This window comes from Sphingomonas sp. KC8 (assembly GCF_002151445.1).
Taxonomy (GTDB): Bacteria; Pseudomonadota; Alphaproteobacteria; order Sphingomonadales; family Sphingomonadaceae; genus Sphingomonas_E.
The window spans coordinates 3553724-3577540 of sequence record NZ_CP016306.1; the positions used below are offsets into that span (position 1 = coordinate 3553724).

22 protein-coding genes are annotated in these 23817 nt (G+C 63.2%); 16 read left to right on the top strand and 6 right to left on the bottom strand.

Annotated elements, in window-relative coordinates; translation table 11 throughout:
• Nucleotides 1–33 precede the first annotated feature (33 nt).
• From KC8_RS16845 to KC8_RS16855, 3 genes are read left to right on the top strand one after another with little or no spacing between them, the layout of a single operon-like run.
• Nucleotides 34–1164, top strand: a complete 1131-nt coding sequence (locus tag KC8_RS16845) for a flagellar basal body P-ring protein FlgI (protein WP_029624572.1) — start codon at nucleotides 34–36, stop codon at nucleotides 1162–1164.
• Nucleotides 1164–1469, top strand: a complete 306-nt coding sequence (locus KC8_RS16850; protein ID WP_010125798.1) for a rod-binding protein — start codon at nucleotides 1164–1166, stop codon at nucleotides 1467–1469. Before KC8_RS16845 ends, KC8_RS16850 begins: the two co-directional genes overlap by 1 nt.
• Complete coding sequence (locus tag KC8_RS16855; RefSeq protein WP_010125800.1) at nucleotides 1459–1881, top strand: hypothetical protein; 423 nt, start codon at nucleotides 1459–1461, stop codon at nucleotides 1879–1881. The genes KC8_RS16850 and KC8_RS16855 overlap by 11 nt, the downstream gene beginning before the upstream one ends.
• 24 nt (nucleotides 1882–1905) lie before the next feature.
• On the opposite strand, the gene KC8_RS16860 is transcribed toward KC8_RS16855, so the two are convergent.
• From KC8_RS16860 to KC8_RS16875, 4 genes are all read right to left on the bottom strand, one after another.
• The gene (locus tag KC8_RS16860) at nucleotides 1906–3273 is read right to left on the bottom strand and encodes a pectate lyase family protein (protein WP_138956692.1); all 1368 of its coding nucleotides are present in this window, start codon (nucleotides 3271–3273) and stop codon (nucleotides 1906–1908) included.
• 162 nt (nucleotides 3274–3435) lie between these two features.
• Complete coding sequence (locus KC8_RS16865; RefSeq protein WP_010125802.1) at nucleotides 3436–4302, bottom strand: sulfotransferase family protein; 867 nt, start codon at nucleotides 4300–4302, stop codon at nucleotides 3436–3438.
• A 4-nt stretch (nucleotides 4303–4306) separates the two neighbouring features.
• Nucleotides 4307–5551, bottom strand: a complete 1245-nt coding sequence (locus KC8_RS16870; protein WP_010125803.1) for a DegT/DnrJ/EryC1/StrS family aminotransferase — start codon at nucleotides 5549–5551, stop codon at nucleotides 4307–4309.
• A gap of 13 nt (nucleotides 5552–5564) precedes the next feature.
• Nucleotides 5565–7580, bottom strand: coding sequence for a polysaccharide biosynthesis protein (locus tag KC8_RS16875; RefSeq protein WP_037496255.1), 2016 nt, complete (start codon nucleotides 7578–7580; stop codon nucleotides 5565–5567).
• Nucleotides 7581–8084: 504 nt separating this feature from the next.
• Between KC8_RS16875 and KC8_RS16880 the strand changes: the two genes are divergently transcribed.
• From KC8_RS16880 to KC8_RS16910, 7 genes are all read left to right on the top strand, one after another.
• Nucleotides 8085–9287 carry a glycosyltransferase gene (locus KC8_RS16880; protein ID WP_083831243.1) on the top strand — a complete coding sequence of 401 codons (1203 nt, stop codon included), beginning with the start codon at nucleotides 8085–8087 and terminating at the stop codon, nucleotides 9285–9287.
• Nucleotides 9284–10468: a glycosyltransferase family 4 protein gene (locus tag KC8_RS16885; protein WP_010125808.1), complete on the top strand. Its 1185-nt coding sequence runs from the start codon at nucleotides 9284–9286 to the stop codon at nucleotides 10466–10468. Before KC8_RS16880 ends, KC8_RS16885 begins: the two co-directional genes overlap by 4 nt.
• Nucleotides 10465–11067 carry a sugar transferase gene (locus tag KC8_RS16890; protein ID WP_010125810.1) on the top strand — a complete coding sequence of 201 codons (603 nt, stop codon included), beginning with the start codon at nucleotides 10465–10467 and terminating at the stop codon, nucleotides 11065–11067. Before KC8_RS16885 ends, KC8_RS16890 begins: the two co-directional genes overlap by 4 nt.
• Nucleotides 11039–11950, top strand: coding sequence for a methionyl-tRNA formyltransferase (locus KC8_RS16895; RefSeq protein WP_029624573.1), 912 nt, complete (start codon nucleotides 11039–11041; stop codon nucleotides 11948–11950). Before KC8_RS16890 ends, KC8_RS16895 begins: the two co-directional genes overlap by 29 nt.
• Nucleotide 11951: 1 nt before the next feature.
• Nucleotides 11952–12638 (top strand): PIG-L deacetylase family protein, encoded by a 687-nt coding sequence (locus KC8_RS16900; protein ID WP_010125812.1) that lies wholly within the window; start codon nucleotides 11952–11954, stop codon nucleotides 12636–12638.
• Nucleotides 12638–13639: an ATP-grasp domain-containing protein gene (locus KC8_RS16905; RefSeq protein ID WP_010125813.1), complete on the top strand. Its 1002-nt coding sequence runs from the start codon at nucleotides 12638–12640 to the stop codon at nucleotides 13637–13639. Before KC8_RS16900 ends, KC8_RS16905 begins: the two co-directional genes overlap by 1 nt.
• A 603-nt stretch (nucleotides 13640–14242) precedes the next feature.
• The gene (locus tag KC8_RS16910) at nucleotides 14243–14950 is read left to right on the top strand and encodes a LuxR C-terminal-related transcriptional regulator (protein ID WP_050805411.1); all 708 of its coding nucleotides are present in this window, start codon (nucleotides 14243–14245) and stop codon (nucleotides 14948–14950) included.
• Nucleotides 14951–15010: 60 nt separating this feature from the next.
• Here KC8_RS16910 and KC8_RS16915 read toward each other — a convergent pair whose 3' ends face one another.
• Nucleotides 15011–16459 carry a lipopolysaccharide biosynthesis protein gene (locus KC8_RS16915; RefSeq protein ID WP_010125816.1) on the bottom strand — a complete coding sequence of 483 codons (1449 nt, stop codon included), beginning with the start codon at nucleotides 16457–16459 and terminating at the stop codon, nucleotides 15011–15013.
• Nucleotides 16460–16555: 96 nt separating this feature from the next.
• On the opposite strand from KC8_RS16915, the gene KC8_RS16920 reads away from it, so the two are divergent.
• The 6 genes from KC8_RS16920 (at nucleotide 16556) to KC8_RS16945 (ending at nucleotide 22726) form a co-directional block, all read left to right on the top strand.
• Nucleotides 16556–17413: a hypothetical protein gene (locus KC8_RS16920; protein WP_010125817.1), complete on the top strand. Its 858-nt coding sequence runs from the start codon at nucleotides 16556–16558 to the stop codon at nucleotides 17411–17413.
• On the top strand, nucleotides 17413–18618 hold the full coding sequence (locus KC8_RS16925; protein ID WP_010125818.1) for a glycosyltransferase family 4 protein: 1206 nt from the start codon (nucleotides 17413–17415) through the stop codon (nucleotides 18616–18618). The genes KC8_RS16920 and KC8_RS16925 overlap by 1 nt, the downstream gene beginning before the upstream one ends.
• Nucleotides 18619–18906: 288 nt before the next feature.
• Complete coding sequence (locus KC8_RS16930; protein WP_029624575.1) at nucleotides 18907–19944, top strand: sulfate ABC transporter substrate-binding protein; 1038 nt, start codon at nucleotides 18907–18909, stop codon at nucleotides 19942–19944.
• Nucleotides 19945–19953: 9 nt separating this feature from the next.
• Nucleotides 19954–20835 carry a sulfate ABC transporter permease subunit CysT gene (cysT, locus tag KC8_RS16935; RefSeq protein WP_010125820.1) on the top strand — a complete coding sequence of 294 codons (882 nt, stop codon included), beginning with the start codon at nucleotides 19954–19956 and terminating at the stop codon, nucleotides 20833–20835.
• A gap of 47 nt (nucleotides 20836–20882) precedes the next feature.
• Nucleotides 20883–21674 (top strand): sulfate ABC transporter permease subunit CysW, encoded by a 792-nt coding sequence (cysW, locus tag KC8_RS16940; RefSeq protein ID WP_232455710.1) that lies wholly within the window; start codon nucleotides 20883–20885, stop codon nucleotides 21672–21674.
• Nucleotides 21671–22726, top strand: coding sequence for a sulfate/molybdate ABC transporter ATP-binding protein (locus KC8_RS16945; protein WP_010125823.1), 1056 nt, complete (start codon nucleotides 21671–21673; stop codon nucleotides 22724–22726). Before cysW ends, KC8_RS16945 begins: the two co-directional genes overlap by 4 nt.
• A 54-nt stretch (nucleotides 22727–22780) precedes the next feature.
• On the opposite strand, the gene aguB is transcribed toward KC8_RS16945, so the two are convergent.
• Nucleotides 22781–23629 (bottom strand): N-carbamoylputrescine amidase, encoded by an 849-nt coding sequence (gene aguB, locus KC8_RS16950; RefSeq protein WP_010125824.1) that lies wholly within the window; start codon nucleotides 23627–23629, stop codon nucleotides 22781–22783.
• Between the last annotated feature and the right edge of the window lie 188 nt (nucleotides 23630–23817).

The window sequence follows — 23817 nt, forward strand, 5'->3', positions numbered from 1 at the left end:
GTTCACCCCCCGCTTCATCCTATAAGGACTATGATGCGAACCTTAACCAGCTTCAGGGCGCGGGCCCTTATCGTGGCGTCGGCTACGGTGCTTGCGGCCTGTGGCCTCGGCCCGGCGCACGCCTCGGCTTCGCCGCGGATCAAGGACATCGTCGATGTCGAAAATGTCCGTTCGAACCAGCTTGTCGGCTATGGCCTTGTGGTCGGCCTGCCTGGCACCGGCGATCGCATCCGCAACACGCCGTTCACCGAAGAAAGCATCCAGGCGATGCTGGAACGGATGGGCGTCAATATTCGCGGCACGCAGATGCGGACGCAGAATGTGGCCGCCGTTTCGGTAACGGCGACGATGCCGCCGTTTGCGCGTGCGGGTTCCAAGATCGACGTGCAGGTGTCGGCCATGGGCGATGCGACCAGCCTTCAGGGTGGAACATTGCTCGTGTCATCGCTGCGCGCGCTGGATGGCGAAATTTACGCCGTGGCGCAGGGGCCGCTCGCGGTATCCGGCTTCAAGGCGCAAGGGGCGGCCGCCAGCGTTACGCGCGGCGTTTCCACGTCGGGGCGGATTGCCGGTGGCGCGATCATCGAACGCGAAGTGCCCTTCGCACTTAAATCCGCGACCAGCCTGAAACTCGCGCTTAAAAATCCGGATTTCACAACGGCGCAGCGGATCGCCAACGCCATCAACGGCCATGTGCCAGGCGCGGCCGAAGTGCTCGATCCGGCAACGGTGGAAATCAGCCCGCGAGGGTTGGGCGGTTCGGTGGTCGATCTGGTTGCGCGCATCGAAAATCTGGCCGTCGAGGTCGATCAGCCTGCTCGCATCGTCATCAACGAAGCGTCGGGCACGGTTGTCATGGGCGCGGACGTCAAGGTCAGCCCGGTCGCGATCGCGCAGGGCGGGCTGACGATCAGCGTATCGGAAACCCCGGTCGCGTCGCAGCCTGGGCCTTTCTCGGATGGCGAAACGGTGGTGTTGCCGCGCACGCGGATCGACGTGGATGACGGCAGTGGCCGTTCGCTCGCGATGCTCAATGGCGGGGCGTCGCTCCGCTCGCTGGTGTCGGGCCTTAATTCGCTGGGCGTCAGCCCGCGCGATCTGATCACCATTCTTCAAGCCCTGCGTAGCGCTGGCGCGCTTCAGGCCGATATCGAGGTGCAATGATGGGCGATATTTCATCCCCCGTGCTGGCCACCCGGCCGGCACCGCAAATGCCAAAGCCGGCCAATGACAAGGCGGCCACTGCGCGCGAGTTCGAAGCGGTGTTCGTCGGCCAGATCACCAAGATGATGATGGAAACGGTGGACGCCGGCGACGAATTTTCGGGCGGGCACGGTGAAGAAATGTTCCGCGGCGTTCTGGCCGAACAGATGGGTAACGAAATCGCCAAACGCGGCGGTATCGGGCTGGCACCGGCGGTGCTGGCGCAGATGATCAGGATGCAGGAAGGAGCGGCCAATGCCCGCTAACGCGATCGACGTCATGGCTTCGCTCACGCTGATCATGAACGAGGAAACCGATCGGTTGCGCGCGCGCGAACGCGGCATCGACCTTGCCGAACTTGCGGCTGCCAAGGTGCGGCTGGTCGGTATGCTCGAAACCGAACTCGCGCGTCTTGAACGCGAACAGCCGGGTTGGGCCGATGCGATGGAGGAGGAAGAACGCGAGCGGCTGGCGGACGCGCTGGTTGCGCTGGGCGAAGCATCGGCCGCCAATGCCGCGATTCTTGAACGCCAGATCGATTTATCGATCGAAATGATGGGCGCTGTTGCGGGGGAAGCCAAGCGTCTCGCCGGCAAGCGTGCGTCCACTTATGGTGCCAGTGGCGATCTTTCGCACACCAATCTCGCTACGCCGATTTCGGTTAATTCGGAATATTGACCGGCCGGCGGCCGGCAAGGCGGTTTACTGCACGGGCTGTCCCGCAAGGACGGTGCGATGGGCATGGTTCAGAAATTCGTCGAGGTTGGACCAGCCGTCGCCATTGTGGTCGCCCCAGGCATCGTTGACGAGCGGGTTCAGCCCGACGGCGCGTTCCCACAGATCGGACATGCCGTCATTGTCCGCGTCCGCATAGGGCGTTCCTGTTTCGAGGCGTGGCATCATGCCGGCCTGTCGGACGATCGCGCCGGTGCGTGTCCGCACTTCTTGTACGATGCGGCGGTCGACGGCATCGCGCGGGAAGGCACCGGCACCGGCCAGCGTATCGGCATAGGCCTGCGCGGCCGGCACGACGGCCTGTGTCAGCGGGCAGGGCGGTGTCGGTACCAGCACCTCCGCGACGTTGGGGGATTGGGGGATCAATGCCCCATCCAGCCGGTTGTCGGCCAGATAGATTTTCGGAATGCCGGTCGCGCCGATCACCTGCCGCGTGATCGCGGCCACCTCGCCACGGGAATCGGGGCCTGATCGATACCAGTTCCCGATGATGCTGACAGGCGTTCCGCCATAGCTTGCCCAGACTTCGGTAAATTCGGACTGCGCATTGTAGAGGACGTTGTTGAGTATTTCGACGCACGATCCCGGTGGGAAGTTGATATCGGGATTGCGATCGCCATTATGGGCGCACAGATTGTTGGTGAAGCTCAGATGCTGCGGCGCCGTGGGATCGCTCGACAGCAAGGCGCACTTGTCGTGCCGGGGAACGCCCTCGGCGAAAATCGACCAGGAAATGGTCACATTGTCGTTATTGGCATAGCCGCCGATATTTTCGTCGACGGCCCATGATCCGCTGACATGATCCAGGATCACGTTCCGGCTGTTTTCGATGATGAACCCGCTGTTGCTGCCGCGAATGGAACCGGGGCGATCCATCCGCACGCGAACATGGCGGATGATCACGTCATGGGTATTCTTGACGACGATGGGGGTCAGTCCGCGATCTCCGCCGGAATGCGTCAGTAAAATTCCGCCGCCGGGTGCGGTCTGCCCGGCGATGGTGATGTAGGGATTGCGGATGATGGGCCGTTCGGTGGTGAAGCGGATGATGCCGGTTACACGGAATATGCACACGCGCGGGCCGCTGGCATCGATGCACGCGCGCAGCGATCCCGTGCCTGAATCATTGAGGTTCACGACCTGGATGATGCGGCCGCCACGACCGCCGATCGCATTGGCGCCATAGCCGGCAGCCCCCGGAAATGCCTGATTGTTCAGCGCGGCGAGTGTTGCCGAAGGAGCCGGTGCACAGGCACTGGCGCAGATGGCGGCAATCATGGACCATATGGTACGGCAGACAGAATTGCGGCGGGTGCATTCCACCGGCAGCGGCATGACGGCTTCCCTCCGATGTGACGGGCGACCCTAACGCCAGGGCCATCGCCGGGCGAGAGATCAGCAGAGGGATACACCCTCTTTCGAGCATGTTCACTACCCATTCGGGGGATCAGGGGCGGCGTTTGTCCGTGGCATCCGAACGCGGCTTCCGTAGAGGCGTCATGCCGAAACCCGCGTTTCGGCCGGCGAAGGATCCAGCGTCAGCCACCCCGAAAGATTCCTGTCGAGCAGGCGGGAAGCCTGTTCGATATCATCATGATAATAATCGCATAAACGCCGCCGCAAATCATTGTTCATGGGGGGGTAGGCGACCGGTTTCGCGAGTCGCGCGTGCATCCATTGGAACCAGCTCTGATTTCGTAATGGCTGGACCAGCGATTTGGCCGGGCGCAGCATCCGGCGCATCGGCAGCGGCAGCATTGGTGTTTCGCTGCCGTTTCGCCGGCTGCGCAATTCCGTACGCGCGATATGGACGGGGACGCCGATATGCCGGCACACGTCTGCGATCGTCACGGCGGGCATGGTGCTGACATCCTCGTACAGGATGATCTTGATCTGCTGGGTCGGGAAATGATCGCGATAGGCCCGCAAGTGGCGGCCATAAAGCCCGTCCATCAGGAAACGGGGCTGTGCGGAATGCGGTTGCGCCAGATATTCCGCCGGATCATCGCCAACGAGGCCGCGACGGAACAACATGCAATAGTCCGAATATGCCCGTTCGATCGGGTTGCGCAGTTGCACGATCAGCGGAATTTTGGGCAGCAGCGCGGCGATCCGCTGAGGGGCCAGCGGGTGCGCGAAATAATCGGCCGATTTCTCGCCGATCACCTCATGTGATGCGGCATCGCGGAATTGTCCGCGATACCAGTCGTGGCCGCGATCATATTCGGTGCTGAAATAATGTGGTTCGGGACCGGGCATGAAGATTGCCGGATGCTGGCGCAATTGGTGCGCCAGCCAGGTGGTGGCGGCCTTGACCGCGCCGATGATGATGAATTCGGGAAAACGGGCGGGGCGCTGATACATGGCCTTATTCGCATTCCGCTTTCAGGATACCCGCCAGCGTGCGTCCGATTTCCTGCATTTCACGCGGGGCAAGCGTCTGATCCACCGGTAGCTTGATACTGGTCTGCCCCAGTTGGCGGGCGATCGGTAGGCTTTGCTTCGGGGTATGGCCGGCTGCAAGGAACGCCTGTTCCCGATAGATTTCCGGGCAGCTTCCTGATTGGCAGGGCATGCCGGCATCGTTCATCTGTGCCACGATGCGATCGCGAAACGCGGCGCTGTGCGGCGGGTCGGTCGGGGTGAAGGCATAAAATGCGTAATAGGCATGGTCGCATTCGCCGGGCGGCTGCACAAGCCGCAGGTTGAGCAGGCCGCCCAGCGTTTCCAGCAGAATACCGGCGTTCCGCCGTCGCGTTGCCGTCCATCCCGGCAATTTGGCCAATTGGATTGATCCGATTGCGGCCTGCATCTCGGTCATCCTGCAATTGCTGCCGAAGTCGTCGTGAATCCAGCGGAACGCGCCACCACCCGGCAAGTGCGCCTTGGTAAAATCCTTGCCATGGTTCGAAAGCGACCATGCTTTTTCCCATTGCGCCCGTGTTCGTAGCACCAGCATGCCGCCTTCCCCCCCGGTCGACATGATCTTGTCGGTGCAGAAGGAAAAAGCCGCCACATCGCCGAACGATCCGACGGGCTGGCCGTGGAAACGTGCGCCATGCGCCTGTGCGCAATCTTCGATCACCTTCAGACCATAGGCTTCGGCAAGGACCATGATTTCGTCCATCGCGGCGGGAAAGCCGCCAAGATGAACGACGATGATCGCCCGCGTACGCGGGGTCAGCACTGCGGCGATGCTTTGGGCGGTCAGATTCTGGCTGACGGGATCGACATCGGCGAATACGGGCTTGGCGCCGCAGGTAATGACGCAACTGGCCGACGCCACGAAGCTGCGCGCTGTGACGATCACCTCGTCGCCCGCGTCGATCCCCAGAACGCGCAGCGCAAGTTCCAGCGCCACCGTGCCATTCGACACCGACAGCGCATGGGGCATCGCGCACATCGCCGCGAAGGACTGTTCGAACGTCCGGCAGCGATCGCCATGGCATAGCGCATTGACGCGGCCAGATCGCAGCACGTCGACGACCGCGGCGATTTCGTCCTCGTCATGGGTTGGCCATCGTGAATGAATCACAGCAGGCGCGAAGTGCACCGTCTTCGGTGCATCGCGGTCGTGGGCCAATGTGGGATGGGTCAAGGCGGGGGATGGCATTGTCCGGCCCCTTTCATGCTGCCTGCGGACGTGGGCCGACCGGCCGGGACTGTGCCGCGCGCGCTGGCTGCGAAGCAACGGCTTCCTGCGGCGCCGGTTGGTATGTCGGTCGGCTCGACTGGCGCGCCAGGACCTCCATGATCAGCCGTCGTGACCGATCGACATTGCCCTGGACGACCAGCCGGGCGAGCAGATCGAAAACGCGGTTGAGCTGCGCCAGCGGGATCGGGTTCGGTTCGGCTTCGAACACGCCGTCGACCGGCGATTGCAGGCAGCGCTCATTGGTGTCGAACAGTTCTTCGTACAGCTTTTCGCCTGGCCGCAGGCCGATGATCTTGATCGGAACGTCGCGGTTCGGTTCCAGTCCGCCAAGGCGGATCATGCGCTGCGCGATGTCGATGATGCGGATCGGTTCGCCCATGTCGAGCACGAAAATCCGGCCGCGGCACAGATCGCCTTCCAGCGCGCGCGCCATGCTTTGCAGGATCAGTTGCACCGCTTCGAAGATCGTCATGAAATAGCGGCGGATGTCGGGATGCGTGACGGTCAGCGCCTCGTGGCGGCGCAATTGGCGTTCGAACAGCGGGATGAGCGATCCGCTGGACCCCAGGACATTGCCGAACCGGACTGTCAGGAAACGGGGTGCATCGGGCTGGCCCTGTCCTTCCAGATCCAGCGCCTGACAATAAAGTTCGCCCAGCCGCTTGGTCGCGCCCATCAGCCCAACCGGGTTCACGGCCTTATCTGTCGATACCTGCACCATCGCACGGACGTGGAAACGCTTCACCGCATCGGCCACATTGCGGGTGCCCAGCGCGTTGGTCTGGATGCCCGAACAGACATTTGCCTCCACCAGCGGGACATGTTTCAGCGCGGCGGCGTGGAACACCAGTTCGGGACGGTGCTTGGCGAAGATGGCCATGACCGCTTCGCGCTGGCGCACGCTGCAAAGCAAGGCGGTGCGCTGGAGATCGGGATAGTCCTCCTGCAATTCCAGATCCACGTTGTAGAGATTGAACTCGCAGGCATCGAGCAGCAGCAGTTCGCTGGGCGCGAAGGTGGCGATCTGGCGCACCAGTTCGCGTCCGATCGAGCCGCCGGCGCCGGTGACGAGAACGCGCCGGCCCCTGACGGCGCGGCCGACGATCATCGGATCGAGCGATGCCTGCGGCCGATCGAGCAGATCGGCGAGGTTGATCGGCTGGAGTTCCAACTGGGCCAGGCTGTTCTTGTCGAGCACCATCGGCGGCGATGCCCGCGCCACCGAAAGGCCGAGCGTTTCGGCCTGGGACACCAGACTCAGCATGCGGGGGCCGGTGTGGTTGGTCGATCCGTTGGCAAGGATCACGCAGGCCGGGCGATGGCCGGTCGCGGCCAGCTTGCTGACCACGATTTCCAGCGAGTCGACCGATCCGAGTATGGGGACTCCGCGCACCCGCAGGCTGAGATTGACGCCGCTATCGTCCGTATCGTCGAGAATGCCGACGGCGCGATAGCCGGCGGATTCATCGATCGCCAGTTGCCGCAGGATGATTTCGGCCTGTTCGGCGGATCCGATGATCAATGTCGGGCGGCGGGCTTTCATCTCGGTGGCCGGCAACAGATGGTTGCCCACGCCACGCCGGAATGTTTCGCGCGCAACCCGGCGCGCGACGCGGACTCCGCCCAGCATCACCACCAGGATGAACCATTGGATGATCGGTACCGACGCCGGCATCCAGGCTATGCGCTGCATGAAGATCAACGCCACAATCGACAGGATGATCGCGATCGTCGCGGCTTCGAACACCAGCCCCAGATCGCCCAGCGACACAAAGCGCCAGCTGCGATTGTACAGGCCGACGACATGAAAGATGCCGATTGCGATAGCCACCGTGATCGGCAGCACATCGATGAGACCGGCCATCATCGCATCCGGGACGGCACCGCTCATGCGCAGATGGAGCGCGATCACGAGGGATGCGCCGGCAGCAAAGGCATCCAGCAGCACAAGCGAGACGTGGCGCAGGACACGGAGCGGTTTCGGCATGCGGAAGGCAAGCTGCAAGGAACGACCTCCCCCTGGGTCGATATCGGCTGTGGCGCGATATCGGTAACGGACCTGTGCCCCCTTTTGCGTCCCGAAAATCGTCGTCGGCACACGAGGAGCGATCGTGTGGCGCATGCAGCAGAATAGATTCGATTATGTAATCCCGAACAGGATCATCGGAATCTGCCCGTCTGTGCGCCTTACCTGACCGGTTGGGGCAGATTCATCCATTTGGGGGGCGGGTGCCTGCGCTTGATGCTTTCGGGGTATCGCGTGTCTGTTAGCCAACTCTTGCACCAATTGCCTGCATCTGCCCGTTTTCCTGGTTGCAGGCCGCCGCCCGATGCGCGGCTGGTTGCCGTATCCGGCGGGGTGCGGACTCGCCCGAAAGGATAATGCCCTGAATCGACCGCCCTGATCCCTGCGCGGCAGCATAGAAATGTGACGGGGAGTTCACGCCATGCATCCCGAAACCCGCCACTGCCCTGATGGAATTGGTGCGGTATGAGAATATTGCACTTCATTACCGGCGTGAATGTCGGTGGCGCCGAAACGATGCTCGCGAAATTGCTGGAATATCAGGCCAGCGTAGTGCCGTTCTGGCGTTCCCAGGTCGTGTCGCTTGCGCGTCCTGGGGTGATTGCCCCACGGATTGCGGGCTGTGCGGACCTCCAAACGCTCGGGCTGCGGGAAGGGCGGGTGGTGGCTGGCCCGGCCACGCTGGCGCGGGTGGACCGGATCACGCGCGACTGGGATCCCGATCTGGTGGTGGGCTGGATGCACCATGGCAATCTGGCGGCATGGCTTGCGGCGCGCCGTTCGCCCCGGAAAGCGCCGCTGATCTGGAATATCCGTCATTCGGTGGCGGATATTCGCGATGAAAAGCTGGCGACCCGGCTGGTGTTGCGGCTGGGCGCGATGGTGTCGCGTCGTCCGACGGCGATCGTCTACAATGCAAAGGCCGCAGTGGAGCAATATCGCGCGATAGGGTATGATTGCGCGCGCGCCACAGTGATCCCGAATGGTTTCGATTGTGCGCTATACCGGCCTCGTCCCGAAATGCGGCAGGCGTTGCGCCGCCGGTTTCGCGTCGCCGATCGGACAACGCTGGTCGGAATGGTCGCGCGGCACCATCCGATGAAGGACCCGGCCATGCTGGTCGACGCGGTTCGGCGCGCGCGTAGGGAAGGCGCCGATATCCACCTGCTTCTTGCGGGGCAGGGGATGGATGATCCGCCATCGGATCTGGCCCGCGCGCTGGCGGATCTGCCGCCCGACCGGGTGACATTGCTCGGCCAGCGGCAGGATTTGCCCGATCTGATGCCGGGTCTGGATATTTTGGCGTTGCCATCGGCATGGGGCGAAGGGTTTCCCAATACGCTGGCTGAAGCGATGGCATGTGGTTTACCATGCATCGCGACCGACGTTGGCGATAGCCGGGATATACTTGGGTCAGCGGGCCGGGTGGTTCCACCGCGCGACGCCGGGGCCATGGCGGCCGCGCTGACCGATTTCGCAGCGATGGATATGAACGGACGCCAGCGCATCGGTCGGCTTGCCCGGCAGCGTGTGTGTGAGAACTATGCGATTGCCGATGTCGGCGCGCGTTTCACTGCGCTTCATCGCGATATTCAGCGGAATGGCCTGGCGGCGATGACGGGCGGCCGGCCCTCGATTGTCGCGCCGGTGCAGGGGGCTGCGCCGTGAAGATCGTCGTGTTCGCGAGCCTGGCCTGGTCGCTCGTCAATTTCCGCGGCGCGCTGCTGGCCGCGCTGGTGGAGCGTGGCCATCATGTGATTGCCTGCGCGCCCGACGATGACACCGCCGTGGTTGCCGCCCTGTCCGCCAAAGGCATCGATTATCATCCGATTCCGATGAAGCGGGCCAGCATCAGCCCGATGGCCGATTTGCTGACGCTGGCCCGTATCACCAGCCTGCTGCGCGTCCAGCGCCCGGATATCGTGCTTGCCTATACCCAAAAGCCGATCGTTTATGCCGGCCTTGCCACACGGCTTGTTGGTGGAAGCCATTTCCACGCCATGGTCAGCGGCCTCGGCCACGCATTCAGCGATGGCGGCGGGCTGGCCAGGCGGGGGCTGCGGCGGGCGGTTGCCCTGCTCTATCGCGTGGCGGTGCGCGATGCCGACAGCATCATCGTGTTCAACCGCGATGACGGCCCGGAAATGATGCGATGGGGCATGATTTCACCACGACACAGGATCGTGCGGGTTCCCGGATCGGGGGTCGATGTCGGCCGGTTTCCGATGCGGCCGGTGCCGGGCGGGCCACCCGTGTTCCTGCTGGTTGCGCGTTTGCTACGGAACAAGGGGCTGGACGATTATGCCGCCGCTGCGCGGATCGTGAAGGCCGTGGCCCCGGATGTCCGTATGCTGCTGCTTGGCCCGTTCGATCCGAACCCGACGGGGATCACGCACGCCGAACTGGATGCGTGGGAGAGCGAAGGCCTCGTCGAATATCTTGGCGAAACCCGTGATGTCGCGCCTCATCTGGCGGCCGCGACTGTAATCGTGCTGCCGAGCCGCTATCGCGAGGGGCTGCCGCGCACCCTGCTCGAAGCCATGGCGACGGGCCGGGCGATCGTCACGACGGACATGCCCGGTTGCCGCGAACCGGTGGAAGCCGGCGGTAACGGATATCTGGTGCCACCGGGTGATCCCGAAGCGCTGGCTGGTGCGATGCTGGCGTTCGTCCGCGATCCGGCCCTGGCCGCGCAGATGGGCGCGCGTTCGCGAATATTGGCGGAGGAGCGATTTTCCGTCGACAAGGTCAATGCGATCATCATCGATACGCTGGGCATGGATGCGGCTGGCGACGCGGCGCGGCGGGCTGCCGGGCCGGTGCTGCGCCAGGCGACGGGCGGTGCATGATGGTGCGGCGGGGCATCGATATCGCGGTGGCGATCATGGGCGGGCTGCTGGCCCTGCCATTGTTCGTCCTGCTAGCCATCGCCGTGGCCATATCGATGGGGCGGCCGATCCTGTTCATCCAGCCGCGCAGCGGGATGCACGGCACAGCATTCGCTTTGATCAAGTTTCGGACGATGCGCGAACTCCATGGCCCGGATGGGGTGCTGTTGGACGATGCGGCACGCACCACGCGCCTGGGCCGCTTTTTGCGCCGTTCGCGGCTGGATGAATTGCCCAGCCTTTGGAACATCCTGGTCGGCGACATGGCATTGATTGGCCCACGGCCCCTGTTGCCGGTCACGGTTGCGGCCTTCGGCGCGGGTGGGGTGGCGCGTGGCGCGGTGCGGCCGGGGCTTACCGGCTGGGCGCAGATCAATGGCAACAGCCTGCTCCAAGATGGTGACAAGCTGGCGCTCGACCTGTGGTATATCCAGCACGCATCATTCGCCCTCGACCTGCAAATTCTGGTGCGAACAATCGGCATGGTGCTGCTGGGCGAGAAGGTGAATCGCCGCTGGATGGGGAGGGCCTATGCGAACGGTCCTGATCGGCGCGGTTGAAAGTACGCGCATCGCGCTCAAGCTGCTGGCCGCCGCGCCGGGGTGGACCGTGGCAGCGGTGGTGACGTTGCCGCCAGCGCTGGCGAAGCGGCATTCCGATTTCGTCGATCTGGCCGATGCTGCCCGTGACGCAGGGGCGGCGCTGATCCATACGGAAAACGGCAATGCGCCGGATGTCGTTGCGGCCGTTGCCGCCGCCAGTCCGGACGTGCTGTTCGTCATCGGATGGTCGCAACTGTGCGGAGCGGCACTGCGGGCGACCGCGCCGGGCGGCGCGATTGGCTATCATCCGGCACCGCTGCCGCATCTGCGTGGGCGCGGGGTGATCCCCTGGACGATCCTGCGGGATGAACGGATCACGGCGAGTACATTGTTCTGGATAGACGATGGAGTCGATTCCGGCCCGATCCTTGGCCAGAAATTCTTCCATGTCGCACCTGATGACACCGCCGGTACACTCTATGCCCGCCATATGGCCGCGCTGGATGAGTTGCTGGCCGCCGCCGCCCAGGCTTTGATCGGTGGCAACGCACCACGTGTCGTGCAGGACGAGCGTTACGCCAGCTGGGCCGCGAAGCGCACGCCCGAAGATGGCCGGATCGACTGGACGATACCGGCAAGCGATGTCCTTCGGCTGATCCGCGCGGTGGGACGGCCCTATCCCGGTGCGTTCACCATGGCCGGGAACGATCGCCTGGTGATCTGGCATGCGGTGCCATGGCCGGATGGGGAACGGCATGCGGCGGCGGCGGGGCAGGTGATTGCCGTGGATGGCGCTGATTTCGTCGTGCGGTGCGGCGATGGCCGGGCGGTGCGCGTGGTGGAATGGGGCGGTGGGGCAGGCCGCGCGCCGCGTTTGCACGCCCGTTTGGGAAAGGGCTGACATGGCGTCCTTCGTCGCCGCGATCGCCCGTGCGCTGATCCTTGCACCCCATCCCGACGATGAAGTGCTGGGCTGCGGAGGCACGATCGCGCGCCTCGCGGCTTTGGGGTGCGAGGTGCATGTGGCGATCCTGACACGGGGCATGCCGCCGCGCTTTGACATTGGGCAGAGTGATGTGGTGCAGGCCGAGGCGCACGCTGCGCACGCGCTGCTTGGCGTGACGAAAACGCATTGGCTGGATTTCCCGGCGGCGGAACTGGATCGCGTGGCCCACGCCGATCTTAACGCGGCGATCGGCCGGCTTGTGACGGAAATCGCCCCCGAAGCGCTGTTCGTGCCCTTCATCGGCGATGTCCATCTGGACCATCAATATGTTTTCCGTTCGGCGATGGTTGCGGCACGGCCGCGGACGGGGCCGTATCCGTCGCGCATATGCGCGTATGAAACCCTGTCGGAAACCAACTGGAACGCGCCGGGTGCGACACCCGCCTTCGTGCCAAACATTTTCGTCGACATCAGCGATTTTCTTGCCGCCAAGCAGGCAGCCTTCGCCTGTTATGGATCGCAGGTGCAGCCGTATCCGGCGGAACGGTCGCCCGAAACGCTGGCCGCCCTAGCCCGGCTGCGTGGCGGGACGGTCCACCGTCCGGCGGCGGAAGCCTTCATGCTCGTTCGGGAGGTGGGGTGATGCCCGATGGCCAGATCGGACAGCGTGGCAACCCTGCTGCGGGCCGCCTGCTGCTGACATCGGCGGGCCGCCGCGTGGCGCTTGTCGACTGCTTTCGTGAGTCTGCGGCGGCGCTGGGTATCACGCTGGATGTGCTGGCCTGCGACCTTGCGCCCGAATGGAGTTCCGCCTGCTGCGCAGCGGACCGGGCGTTTGCCGTCCCCCCGGTTGCGGCCCCTGATTATATCCCGGCGCTGCTGGAAATCTGCCGGCGCGAGCAGGTGACGATGCTGGTGCCGACGATCGATCCCGAACTGGCGCCGCTGGCGGCGGCGCGTGCCGCATTTGCCGCGATCGGCGTGGATGTTGTGGTCAGCGACCCGGCGGTGGTGGCGATCGCGGGGGACAAGCTGGCGACATCCCGGTGGTTGCTTGCCAACGGGGTTGCGGCGCCCATTGCGGCAACACCGGACGATGTTCTGGGCGATGCCAGCGCGTGGAATTGGCCGCTGCTGGCAAAACCCCGGCATGGCAGTTCTGGCCGGTCCGTCACGATCGTCGCGGATGCCGCGCAATTGCGCTCGCTTGACATGCGAGAACCGTTTGTCGTGCAGGAATTGCTTCGCGGCGAAGAATTCACCGTGAACATCTTCATCGACAAAGCGGGCGCGTTGCGTTGTGCCGTGCCGCACCGGCGCGTGCAGATACGCGCGGGGGAGGTTGAAAAGGGTGTCACGGTGCGGCACGACGCGCTGTGCCGGGCTGCGGTTCGGCTGGCTGCAGGTTTGTCCGGCGCGCGCGGGCCATTATGTTTCCAGGCGATGGTGAACGGCACGGACGCCCCCATATTCGAAATCAACGCGCGGTTCGGCGGTGGCTACCCCCTGGCCCATCGCGCAGGAGCTGTTTTCACGCGGTGGCTGCTGGAGGAAGCGATGTGCGGCGGCACCCGTGCGCTGGATGACTGGGCCGAAGGCATGGTGATGCTGCGCTATGACGCGGCGATGTTCGTCGCGCCGTAACATCCCATGCGTATCATGCGCGCTGCGTTTCGGTTCGGATTGCGCTTGCTTACCTCGCCGAATCCGAGTCGCGGCGAAAGTTATCCATGGGATGGTGAAAGGTGGGGGCGGTGGAAAATATGGCCTGCGAACGGCGCTTCGTCGCCGGACCGACCATGTTGGTCGATATCGCGCATCCCACTGAAGGCTATGGGATCATACCTTTGATAATCCGTCGTGCGCCGGGCCAATCGAATTTCCGGTCGCGGGATCAGGCTGGCCAGTGGTGAGAGTCCATCCTTGCGTAACTTCTTATTGCTGGAGGTTGTTTGATCACTCTGGTTGATTGCGTGTGATTCTTTCAAAGAAAACCGCAATTTATATAATAATATAGGCCATTTTTAATAAATATCCCGTATTGTTTGGATGCTTAAGTAAGTCTCTATCGAGAAAGGAGATTATGGGTGGTGGCGTGAGTGTTCATATAATGTTGAATGAAATGTAAAAATGTGCCAATAAGATGATCATATAAATGTGGCTAATATAGCGCATTGTTGGAAGAGGGGTGTCTCATCCGAGAGTGCTTTTAGGTCGCTCGGGTTGCATGGTTGGTGGGGATGAATCATGCTTGATGTAATTAGTGTAGCGATTTTGGCTCCTTATGAGCTGGTCCGCGAAGGGCTGCGCAGCATCTTGGTCAATGGCGCCTTCAACGTGGTGGCCTCGGCATCGGGCGCTGCGGAACTCGAAATCCAGGCGGCCAGATCGGCGCCCGATATCATCCTGATCGATGACACGGCGATGCTCGATCATGGCGAATTAATTGATATCAGGAGATTATTTCCCAATTCAAAGATTGCCTTGTTCGTCGATGGCGCGGACATGGAATATGCGATGCAGTCGCTGGAATTTGGGGTGGATGGTGTCCTGGAAAAGGACATTTCCTGTGAACAGGTTGCGGCGGCGCTGAAGATGATCGCGCTGGGCCAGCGAGTTGTTCCGTCGAGGCTGGTTGAATCGCTGGCCAATCTGCACTTCGGTTATGCGTCGGGCGATTGGGAAAGCAACAGTGCATCGGCCAAATTGTCCGATCGGGAAATCGAAATCCTTAAATGCCTTGCCGCTGGTGAAGCGAATAAGGTGATATCGCGGCGGCTCAATATTACCGAGGCTACGGTAAAGGTTCATATCAAGGCGATCCTGCGCAAACTGCATGTCGTCAATCGGACGCAGGCGGCGATCTGGGCCGTGGTGCGTGGTTTGAACGGAGACGCCGGGCCGCCCGATCAGGTTCGGCACGCGGCCTATGCCGGAATGGCCGGCGCCGCCTGAAGAAGCCTGATCCAGGTTTGCCCCGGCTGGCCTGACGGCATCAAATGCGATGCCGGGATCTTATGGGCGGGTGGTGGCCGGATGCGCGATCGCGGCATTCCGGAACGCCCGCCCGAAGGCGAACCGCAGGCCCGCCAGCCATGTGGCCGCGAGTGCGATATGGGCCAGATTGGCGCCCATCGCGCCGATCTGCGGTACCAGCGCCAGTACCGTGACACCGAATATAATGGTTGATGCGGTCACGATCCGCAGCACTTGCCCTTGTTGGTCCATCGCCAGCAGTGCGGATCGTGTGATCGATCCGCTCACCGTCATCACGACGGCGACCATCTGGACGATCAGTAACGGGGCGGCGGGCCTGAATGCCGGTCCCATCGCGAGGTTGATGGCGGGGAAGGCGATCAGCGCGGTGATGGCGACGCCGCAGATACCGATCCCTGCCAGAAGATATTCGACCTGGCGAACGGCCTGACGGAGTTCGTTGAAGGCGTCGCGCGCCCACAGGCGGGCAAGATCCGGATACATCACCGCCTGGACCTGCGTGGCGGCTTGCAGCACGGCGATGCTGATCCGTTTTGCGATATGGTAGAAGCCGGCTTGCTCCGGGGTGGACAGCCCACCGACGATCAACGTGTCCAGTTGCTGCGGGCTGGACCAGATGGTCAGCGACAGGTTGGCGGACCAGGTGAAACGCCACAGGCCGGAGAAACGCTGCGTGATACCGGTGAGCGGAGCGAAAAGCAGGCCGTGAACGCCCTGGCGCCGCAAAACGAACAGGCCGACCACGAGTGTGCTCAGTGACGACAGGATTTGAGTGCCGGCCCAGACCAGTGTGAAGGCCAGCAGCCCGCCCCCGGCGATATAGGTGATGGCCAGTGCCATCAGCCGCACGCCTGCCGCAAACACCTGTGTGTAGGCGGCGGCACGGAAACGGCCGGACAGTCGCAATACCGCCGTTGGCATGCCGGCCAGGCCGAAAAGCAGGACGACCGAATATAGCTGTGCGATCAGGATCGTCTCGCTGTCCCAGCCAAAGGCATGAATACCAAGCAGAAGCAGCAGGTTGGCGAGCAACCACGCAGCCAGCGACGCAGCGATGTCGAGCATTAGCCCAAATTTGAGGAGGCGTTTGAAATCGGCCAGATTGTCTTCGCCGTCGAGTTCGGCGCCATAGCGGATTATCGGTTGCCAGGATTGGAAGCTGATGATCCGTTCGATCGCCTGGGCGAAGCTGATGGTAAGCGCGAGGATGCCGTAACTGGTCGGTCCCAGCGCGCGTACCGTGATCGCCATCGACGCGATGCCCAGTACCAGTGAAACGGCGTTGCCCGACAATAAGTGCATGATATGGCGAAGGCGGGTGCGCAGCGTGGTGTTCTGCCAGATCGACAGAAAGCGGCGTGGTGCCGTGCCCCACCCTTTTTGATTGCTGCCCGGATCATGTTCCATTGTCCGGGATGATCGGCCAACGGTGCCCAAATCGGCATCGATCAGAAGACGTACTTCCAAATCGTTTCCCTTTTCCGGCGCGATCAGTGCCTATCATCTGATCCGCGCCGGCCGGGCATGTGGCCCGGTTGAGTGCGGGGCATGGGGCATCGACCAATGGCGATGACTGCGACGGCATTTTTCAACGAGCCTGCCGGATCGGTTCCGTCCCATGCCGAAGACGCTTTTTTTGGCGGCATCAAGCTGGGCAATGATACGTTCAAGCTTACCCGCGTCGGGCGCCTTGTCGATCTGGACGCGTGGCTGCTGGCCCAGCTTGGCCGGGAACCCGCCGATATTGATCAGATGCTCGATATCGGCGTTTCATCCGGTGTCACCACGCTTGATCTGGTGGAACAATTGCGGCGGGCGGGTTACGCGAGGGCGGTCACCGCCACCGATCTTGCTGTAAATGCCTATATCCTGCCGGTGTGGCCGGGTTGCCGGGCGCTGGTCGACCGTGACGGTCATGCGCTGCAATATGATGTGTGCGGCTGGGCGCTTCGGCCGTGGCGCCGGCGGCTGGATATGGTGGACGGGATGGTGCTGGTGCGCTGGGCGCTGAACGCGTTGTGCCGTGATCGACTGTCGCGGCTGATGCGCGATGGGCCGCCGGCCGATGCGCGAACGGTTCGGCTGGTCAGTCCGCGGCTTGACCAGGCCGAAGATATCCGGGTCGAACAGGACGATATCATGGTTCGTAACCCGGCATTCGTCGGTCGGTTCGATCTGATCCGTGCGGCCAACATTCTCAACCGCGATTATTTTACGCCGCGCGCGTTGGGACGGGCGATGGACAATGTGATCACCTATCTTTCGGGGCCGGGCGCATGGTTGCTGATCGGCCGGACGCTGGACGATTCCACCCACCATGCCACCCTGTTCCGGCTTGACGACGAAGGGCGCCTGGCCGTTGTCGATCGCTTCGGGCGCGGATCGGAAGTCGAGGAATTTGCGCTGGGAGGGCGGGGCTGATGTCTGCGTCGTCTCGTGCCGAACCGCCGATCGTGTGCTTTCCCTTCGTTGGCGATCTGATCGGGGGCAGCCATATTTCGGCGATTGGGCTGATCAAAGGAATCGATCGCCGTTGTTATCGGCCCTTGGTGCTCCTGCAAAAGGATCGCGGCGAACTGGCGGATCTGTTCCGCCACGAAGATATCCATGTCGAAGTGGCGCCGTTCACGGTCGATCTGCCGCATGGCCAGCGGGTCGGGCTAGGCAAGGTTGCCAGCATCGTGCGCTCCACCCTGACGCAGGCGCGCTTTCTTCGTTCGCGCGGCGTCCGCATCGTCCATAGCAATGACGGGCGGACCCATGTCACCTGGGGGCTGGCGGCGCGGGCGGCGGGCGCGCGGCTGATCTGGCATCATCGCGGCGATCCCGATGCGTTCGGCTTGCGATTCGTTGCGCCATGGCAGGCGAATCGCGTGGTTGCGGTGTCACGCTTTGCCGCGCCACGGCCGGGGCTGCTGTCGGCGGCGAAGCGGTGCCATGTGATCCATAGTCCGTTTGCGGTCGATGTGACGGTTGATCGCCGGGCTGCGCGGGCCGCGTTGCTCGCCGAACTGGGCTACCCGGCGGATACCCGGATCATCGGTTTTTTCGGGGCGCTCATTCCACGAAAGCGCCCCTTGTTGTTCGTGGATGCGATTGCGGCCTTGCGGTCCCGCTATCCGGAGCAGCCGGCGATCGGGCTGGTTTTTGGAGGGGCGGTCGAAATCGCCGAAGCGACGATCCTGGCCCGTGCGAACGCGGCCGGGATTGCCGATCATATCCGCTGCATGGGGTTCCGCTATCCTGCGGAACGCTGGCTGGCCGGGTGCGATCTGTTGATGGTGCCGGCGGTCGACGAACCGTTCGGGCGCACCTTGATCGAAGCGATGATGCTTGGCACGCCGGTCGTGGCGGCGGCGTCGGGCGGCAATGTCGAAGCGATCGAACATGGCGTGAACGGGCTTCTTGTCCCGCCCGAAGATGCCGATGCCCTGGCGCAGGCCGCCGTCTTGCTGCTGGACGATCCGGCCTATGCGGGGGTTCCCGCCGCAGCGCGCGAAAGGGCGCTGCACCAGTACCGGCCAGAGGCACATGCCGCCGCGATCATGCAGATATATGATGAATTACTTGCCGGATCGGGGCGTCGCCCCACTGCGCCACCAGCCCGGCTTTGGGCGCCGCGCTAACGGACGACGGCTTGTGTCGGGCGATCCAGGCCTTGCGGGCCACGATCGGCCCGACTGTGGGCACGGTCCATGGCTTCCGTGTCGGGATGCGACCGGATCGATGGGATAAAATTCGGCCGCGAAGGTAGGATTTCCTCGTCGGATTCGTTAGGAGCGGGGCGAGCCAAGGGCATCCGCTGTCGCGGTGTTCGGCTTATCGGCAACGGTAGCTTCGCGCTCACCAAAGATTGCTTTGTTCTCTACTCGCACGATCGAGATAAGAGGGCTTTGCGGAGGGAAACAGCCAACATGTCCATCAGCAGACGAATGTTCACGATCGCCATGCTCATGGGCGCGGCTACCCTTTCGGCCTGTTCGGGCGGTGCGGGCAAGGATGCGGGCGATAACGTCACCCTGCTCAATGTCTCGTACGATCCGACGCGTGAACTCTACAAGGAGATCAACGCCGGCTTTGCGGAGCAATGGAAGGCCGACCACGGCCAGACCGTGACCTTCAAGATGAGCCATGGCGGTTCGGGTAAGCAATCGCGCTCGGTGATCGATGGGCTGGAGGCCGATGTCGTCACGCTGGCGCTCGCTTATGATATCGATGCGATCGCCGCCGCCAAGCCGGGGCAGTTGGACACCGCCTGGCAAAAGCGCCTGCCGGATAACAGTTCGCCCTACACGTCGACGATCGTGTTCCTGGTCCGCAAGGGCAATCCCAAGGGCATTCGCGACTGGGGCGATCTGGTGAAGCCGGGCGTCAAGGTCATCACGCCCAATCCCAAGACGAGCGGCGGCGCGCGCTGGAACTTTCTCGCCGCGTGGGCTTATGGCCGCAAGGCAGGTGGCTCGGATGCGGCGGCCGAGGCCTATGTGTCGAAGCTGCTGGCCAATGTGCCAGTGCTCGATTCGGGCGCGCGCGGGGCGACGACCACCTTTGCCGAACGCGGCATCGGCGATGTGCTGCTTGCGTGGGAAAACGAAGCCTTGCTCGCCGAAAAGGCGATGGGGGCGGGCAAGTTCGAAATCGTCGTGCCTTCGATCTCGATTCTGGCCGAACCGCCGGTCACGGTGGTCGACGCGAATGCGAAGAAGCATGGCACCGAAGCGGTCGCCAAGGCTTATCTCGATTATCTTTACACACCGGCCGGGCAGGACGTGATCGCGCGCAATTTCTATCGGCCGCGCGATCCCCAGGTGGCGGAACGCTACGCCGCCACCTTCCCCAAGCTCAATCTGGTGACGATCGATCAGGAGTTTGGCGGCTGGCAGGCGGCGCAGGCCAAATATTTCAAGGATGGCGGCGCGTTCGACACCATCTTCACCAAGATCAAGCGTTAAGGCCGGCGCATGACGATAACGGCCGCCGGAGAGGGAAAATCCCTCCCCTTCGTTTCGCGACGCCCGCTATTTCGCGCGCCGTCGGTTATCCCCGGTTTCGGGCTGACCTTCGGGCTGACCCTGACCTGGCTGTGCTTGATCGTGCTGATCCCGCTGTCGGCGGTGTTCATCAAGACGGCGGGGATGGGCTGGGACCATTTCGTCAGCGTTGCGTTGTCGGAACGGGCGCTGGCGGCCTATCGCCTCAGCTTCGGCGCATCGCTGGGGGCCGCGTTCATCAACGCCGTCTTCGGGCTGATGATCGCGTGGATCCTCGTCCGCTATACTTTTCCCGGCAAGCAGGTGGTGAACGCGCTGGTCGATCTGCCGTTCGCCTTGCCGACGGCTGTCGCGGGTATCGCCTTCACCGCGCTCTACGCCAATAATGGCTGGATCGGGCAGTATCTCGAACCGCTGGGCATCAAGGTCGCCTTCACCCAGTTGGGTGTCGTCATCACATTGGTGTTCATCGGCCTGCCGTTCGTCGTCCGATCGGTCGAACCGGTGCTGGCCGATGTCGGCGCGGATATCGAGGAAGCAGCCGCTTCGCTTGGCGCGACCCGCGGGCAGACGTTCCGGCGGGTCATCCTGCCGGCGATCCTGCCGGCGCTGCTGACGGGCTTTGCACTCGCCTTTGCGCGTGGCGTGGGGGAATATGGCTCGGTCATCTTCATCGCCGGCAACATGCCGTACGAAACCGAAATCGCACCGCTGCTGATCGTCACCCAGCTTGAACAATATGATTATGCCGGGGCGACTGCGATCGCGACGGTGATGCTGGTCGCGTCGTTCGCCTTGTTGCTGCTCATCAACCTGCTCCAGGCCTGGAGCCGCAAGCGGACTGCCGACTGATGCGCAACAGAGCCACTTCAGAATCACGGCTGGCGCGTGCGGTGATCATGACGCTGGGACTGGGCTTTCTCGGCCTGTTCCTGCTGATGCCGCTGATCGCCGTTTTCGCCGAGGCGCTCGCCGAAGGGATTGAGCCTTATCTTGAGGCCGTTGTCGAACCCGACGCACTGGCCGCGATCCGGTTGACCCTGCTGGTTGCCGCGATCAGCGTGCCCCTCAACATCGTCTTCGGCCTCGTCGCCGCATGGGCGATTACCAAGTTCGATTTTCCGGGCAAAAGCATCCTCATCACCTTCATCGACCTGCCGTTTTCGGTGTCGCCGGTGGTGTCGGGCCTGATTTACGTGCTGCTGTTCGGCGCGCAGGGGTGGCTGGGCGATTGGCTGGTCGAGCGCAATATCCAGATCATCTTCGCGGTGCCCGGCATCGTGCTGGCGACGGTGTTCATCACCTTCCCGTTCGTTGCGCGCGAACTGATCCCGCTGATGGCGGAACAGGGCCGCGATGATGAAGAAGCGGCGCTGTCGCTGGGCGCATCGGGCTGGCAAGCCTTCTGGCACGCCACACTGCCCAACATCCGCTGGGGCCTGCTCTATGGCGTGCTGCTGTGCAATGCCCGCGCGATGGGTGAATTCGGTGCGGTTTCAGTGGTTTCCGGCCATATCCGTGGCGAAACCAACACCATGCCGCTGCATGTAGAGATTCTGTACAACGAGTATAATTTCGTCGCCGCCTTTGCCGTCGCCTCGCTGCTGGCCTTGCTCGCGCTGGTCACGCTCGTGTTGAAGAGCTTTCTGGAATGGCGTTACGATTATCACGGCAAGGGGACCGGGCATTGAGCATCAGGCTCGAAAATATCGGCAAGCGTTTCGGAGGATTCACCGCGCTCGGTGACATCAACCTGAAAGTCGAGCCGGGCGAGTTTCTCGCGCTGCTGGGGCCTTCGGGATCGGGCAAGACGACGCTGTTGCGGATCGTTGCGGGCCTCGAATTTCCCGATACGGGCCGCGTCTTTTATGATGGCGACGATATCACCGATCTGAAGGTCGCGGATCGCGGCGTCGGCTTCGTGTTCCAGCATTATGCGCTGTTCCGGCACATGACGGTGGCAGACAACGTTGCCTTCGGCCTCACCATCCGCAAGCGGCGCGATCGTCCGTCCAAATCGGTCATCGCCGATCGGGTGCAGAAGCTGCTCGATCTCGTGCAGCTTGGCGCCCTTGGCAATCGCTATCCGGCGCAATTGTCCGGCGGCCAGCGGCAGCGCGTCGCGCTGGCGCGCGCGCTGGCGGTCGATCCGCGCCTGCTGTTGCTCGACGAGCCGTTCGGCGCGCTCGATGCCCGTGTTCGCAAGGATCTGCGTCGCTGGCTGCGTGAACTGCACGATCGGGTGGGACTGACGTCGATCTTCGTCACGCACGATCAGGATGAAGCACTCGAACTGGCCGATCGCGTGGTCGTGATGGATCATGGCGTAATCGAACAGGTCGCCCCGCCGCAGGTGATCTATGACGAACCCGCCAGCGCGTTCGTGTTCGATTTCGTCGGGGAATCCAATCAGGTGCCGGTGATGGTTTCCGGCGGCAAGGCGCATTTGTTCGATCGTCCGATCGATCTGCCGCCCGGCGCCGTGGCCTTGCCCGAAGGGCCGGCGCGGCTGTTCTTCCGCCCGCACGATGCCGAAATCATCGGCGACGAAGCCAATGCGCTGTCGGCAATCGTTACGCTGACGCGGCCGAACAGCGGCTCGATCCGCGTCGAAGGCAAGCTGGTCGGTTTCGATCGGCTGGTTGAAATCGACGTGCCGGTCGGCTCCGCACCGCAGCCGGGCCAGCGCATCGCAATCCAGCCGACCCGCGCGAAGCTTTATGCAGGGTCCGCCGACGCCTGAATAATTGGTGAGGGGCGGGCGGCGGGCGCTGCACCCGCCGCCCGCCCTTTACCGTCAGATATCCTGCGCCAGCCGGCCGTACAGATCGGGCCGGCGATCGCGGAAGAAGCCGAACGCCGCACGGTGGCGCTTGACCCGATCCAGATCGATCGTGGCCACCAGCACGCCGGTTTCCTCGCGCCCGAACGACGCCAGGTAATCACCCCGTTCGTCGGCGATGAAACTGTGGCCATAGAAGGTCATCGCGCCTTCCTTGCCGATCCGGTTCGCCGCGACCACCGGCACGACGTTCGATACCGAATGGCCGACCATCGCGCGCTGCCACATCCGGCTGGTGTCCAGATCGGGATCATGCGGCTCGTTGCCGATCGCGGTCGGGTAGAACAGGACTTCCGCGCCCATCAGCATCATCGCGCGCGCGGTTTCGGGATACCATTGGTCCCAGCAGATGCCGACGCCCACGGTTGCAGCCGCAGTTGGCCACACCTTGAAACCGGTATTGCCGGGACGGAAATAGAATTTCTCTTCATAGCCCGGCCCGTCGGGGATGTGGCTCTTGCGATAGACGCCCATCACCTTGCCGTCCGGCCCGATCATCGCCAGGCTGTTATAATGATGCGGGCCATCGGCTTCGAAGAAGCTGGTCGGGATACAGACGTTGAGTTCGTCCGCCAGCTTCTGCATCGCCAGCACGGCCGGATGGCTCGCGGTCGGCCTGGCGCGGGCGAACAGGCCTTCATCCTCGACCTGGCAGAAATAATGGCCTTCGAACAATTCGGGCGGCAGGATGACCTGCGCGCCCCTGGCCGCCGCCTCGCGCACGAGTTCGGACACGGCGGCGATGTTGGGGTCAACTTCGTCGCTCAGGGCGAGCTGGAGGGCGGCTACGGTAATCTCGGTCATCAGCAGGTCTCCACGGGCGGCGCGTCCAGATAGGGGGCGGGGGGCGCTGCGCCAAGCCCGTACAGCATAGCATTGTGATGCGGCCTTTATGGTGACGGCCCCAGACCGCCATGGAATCCTTATGTCACAACATCCTATCTGGGCAGTCGCTCCTCGCCGGCGAGGGCCGGGCGTCCGATCGGACGCCC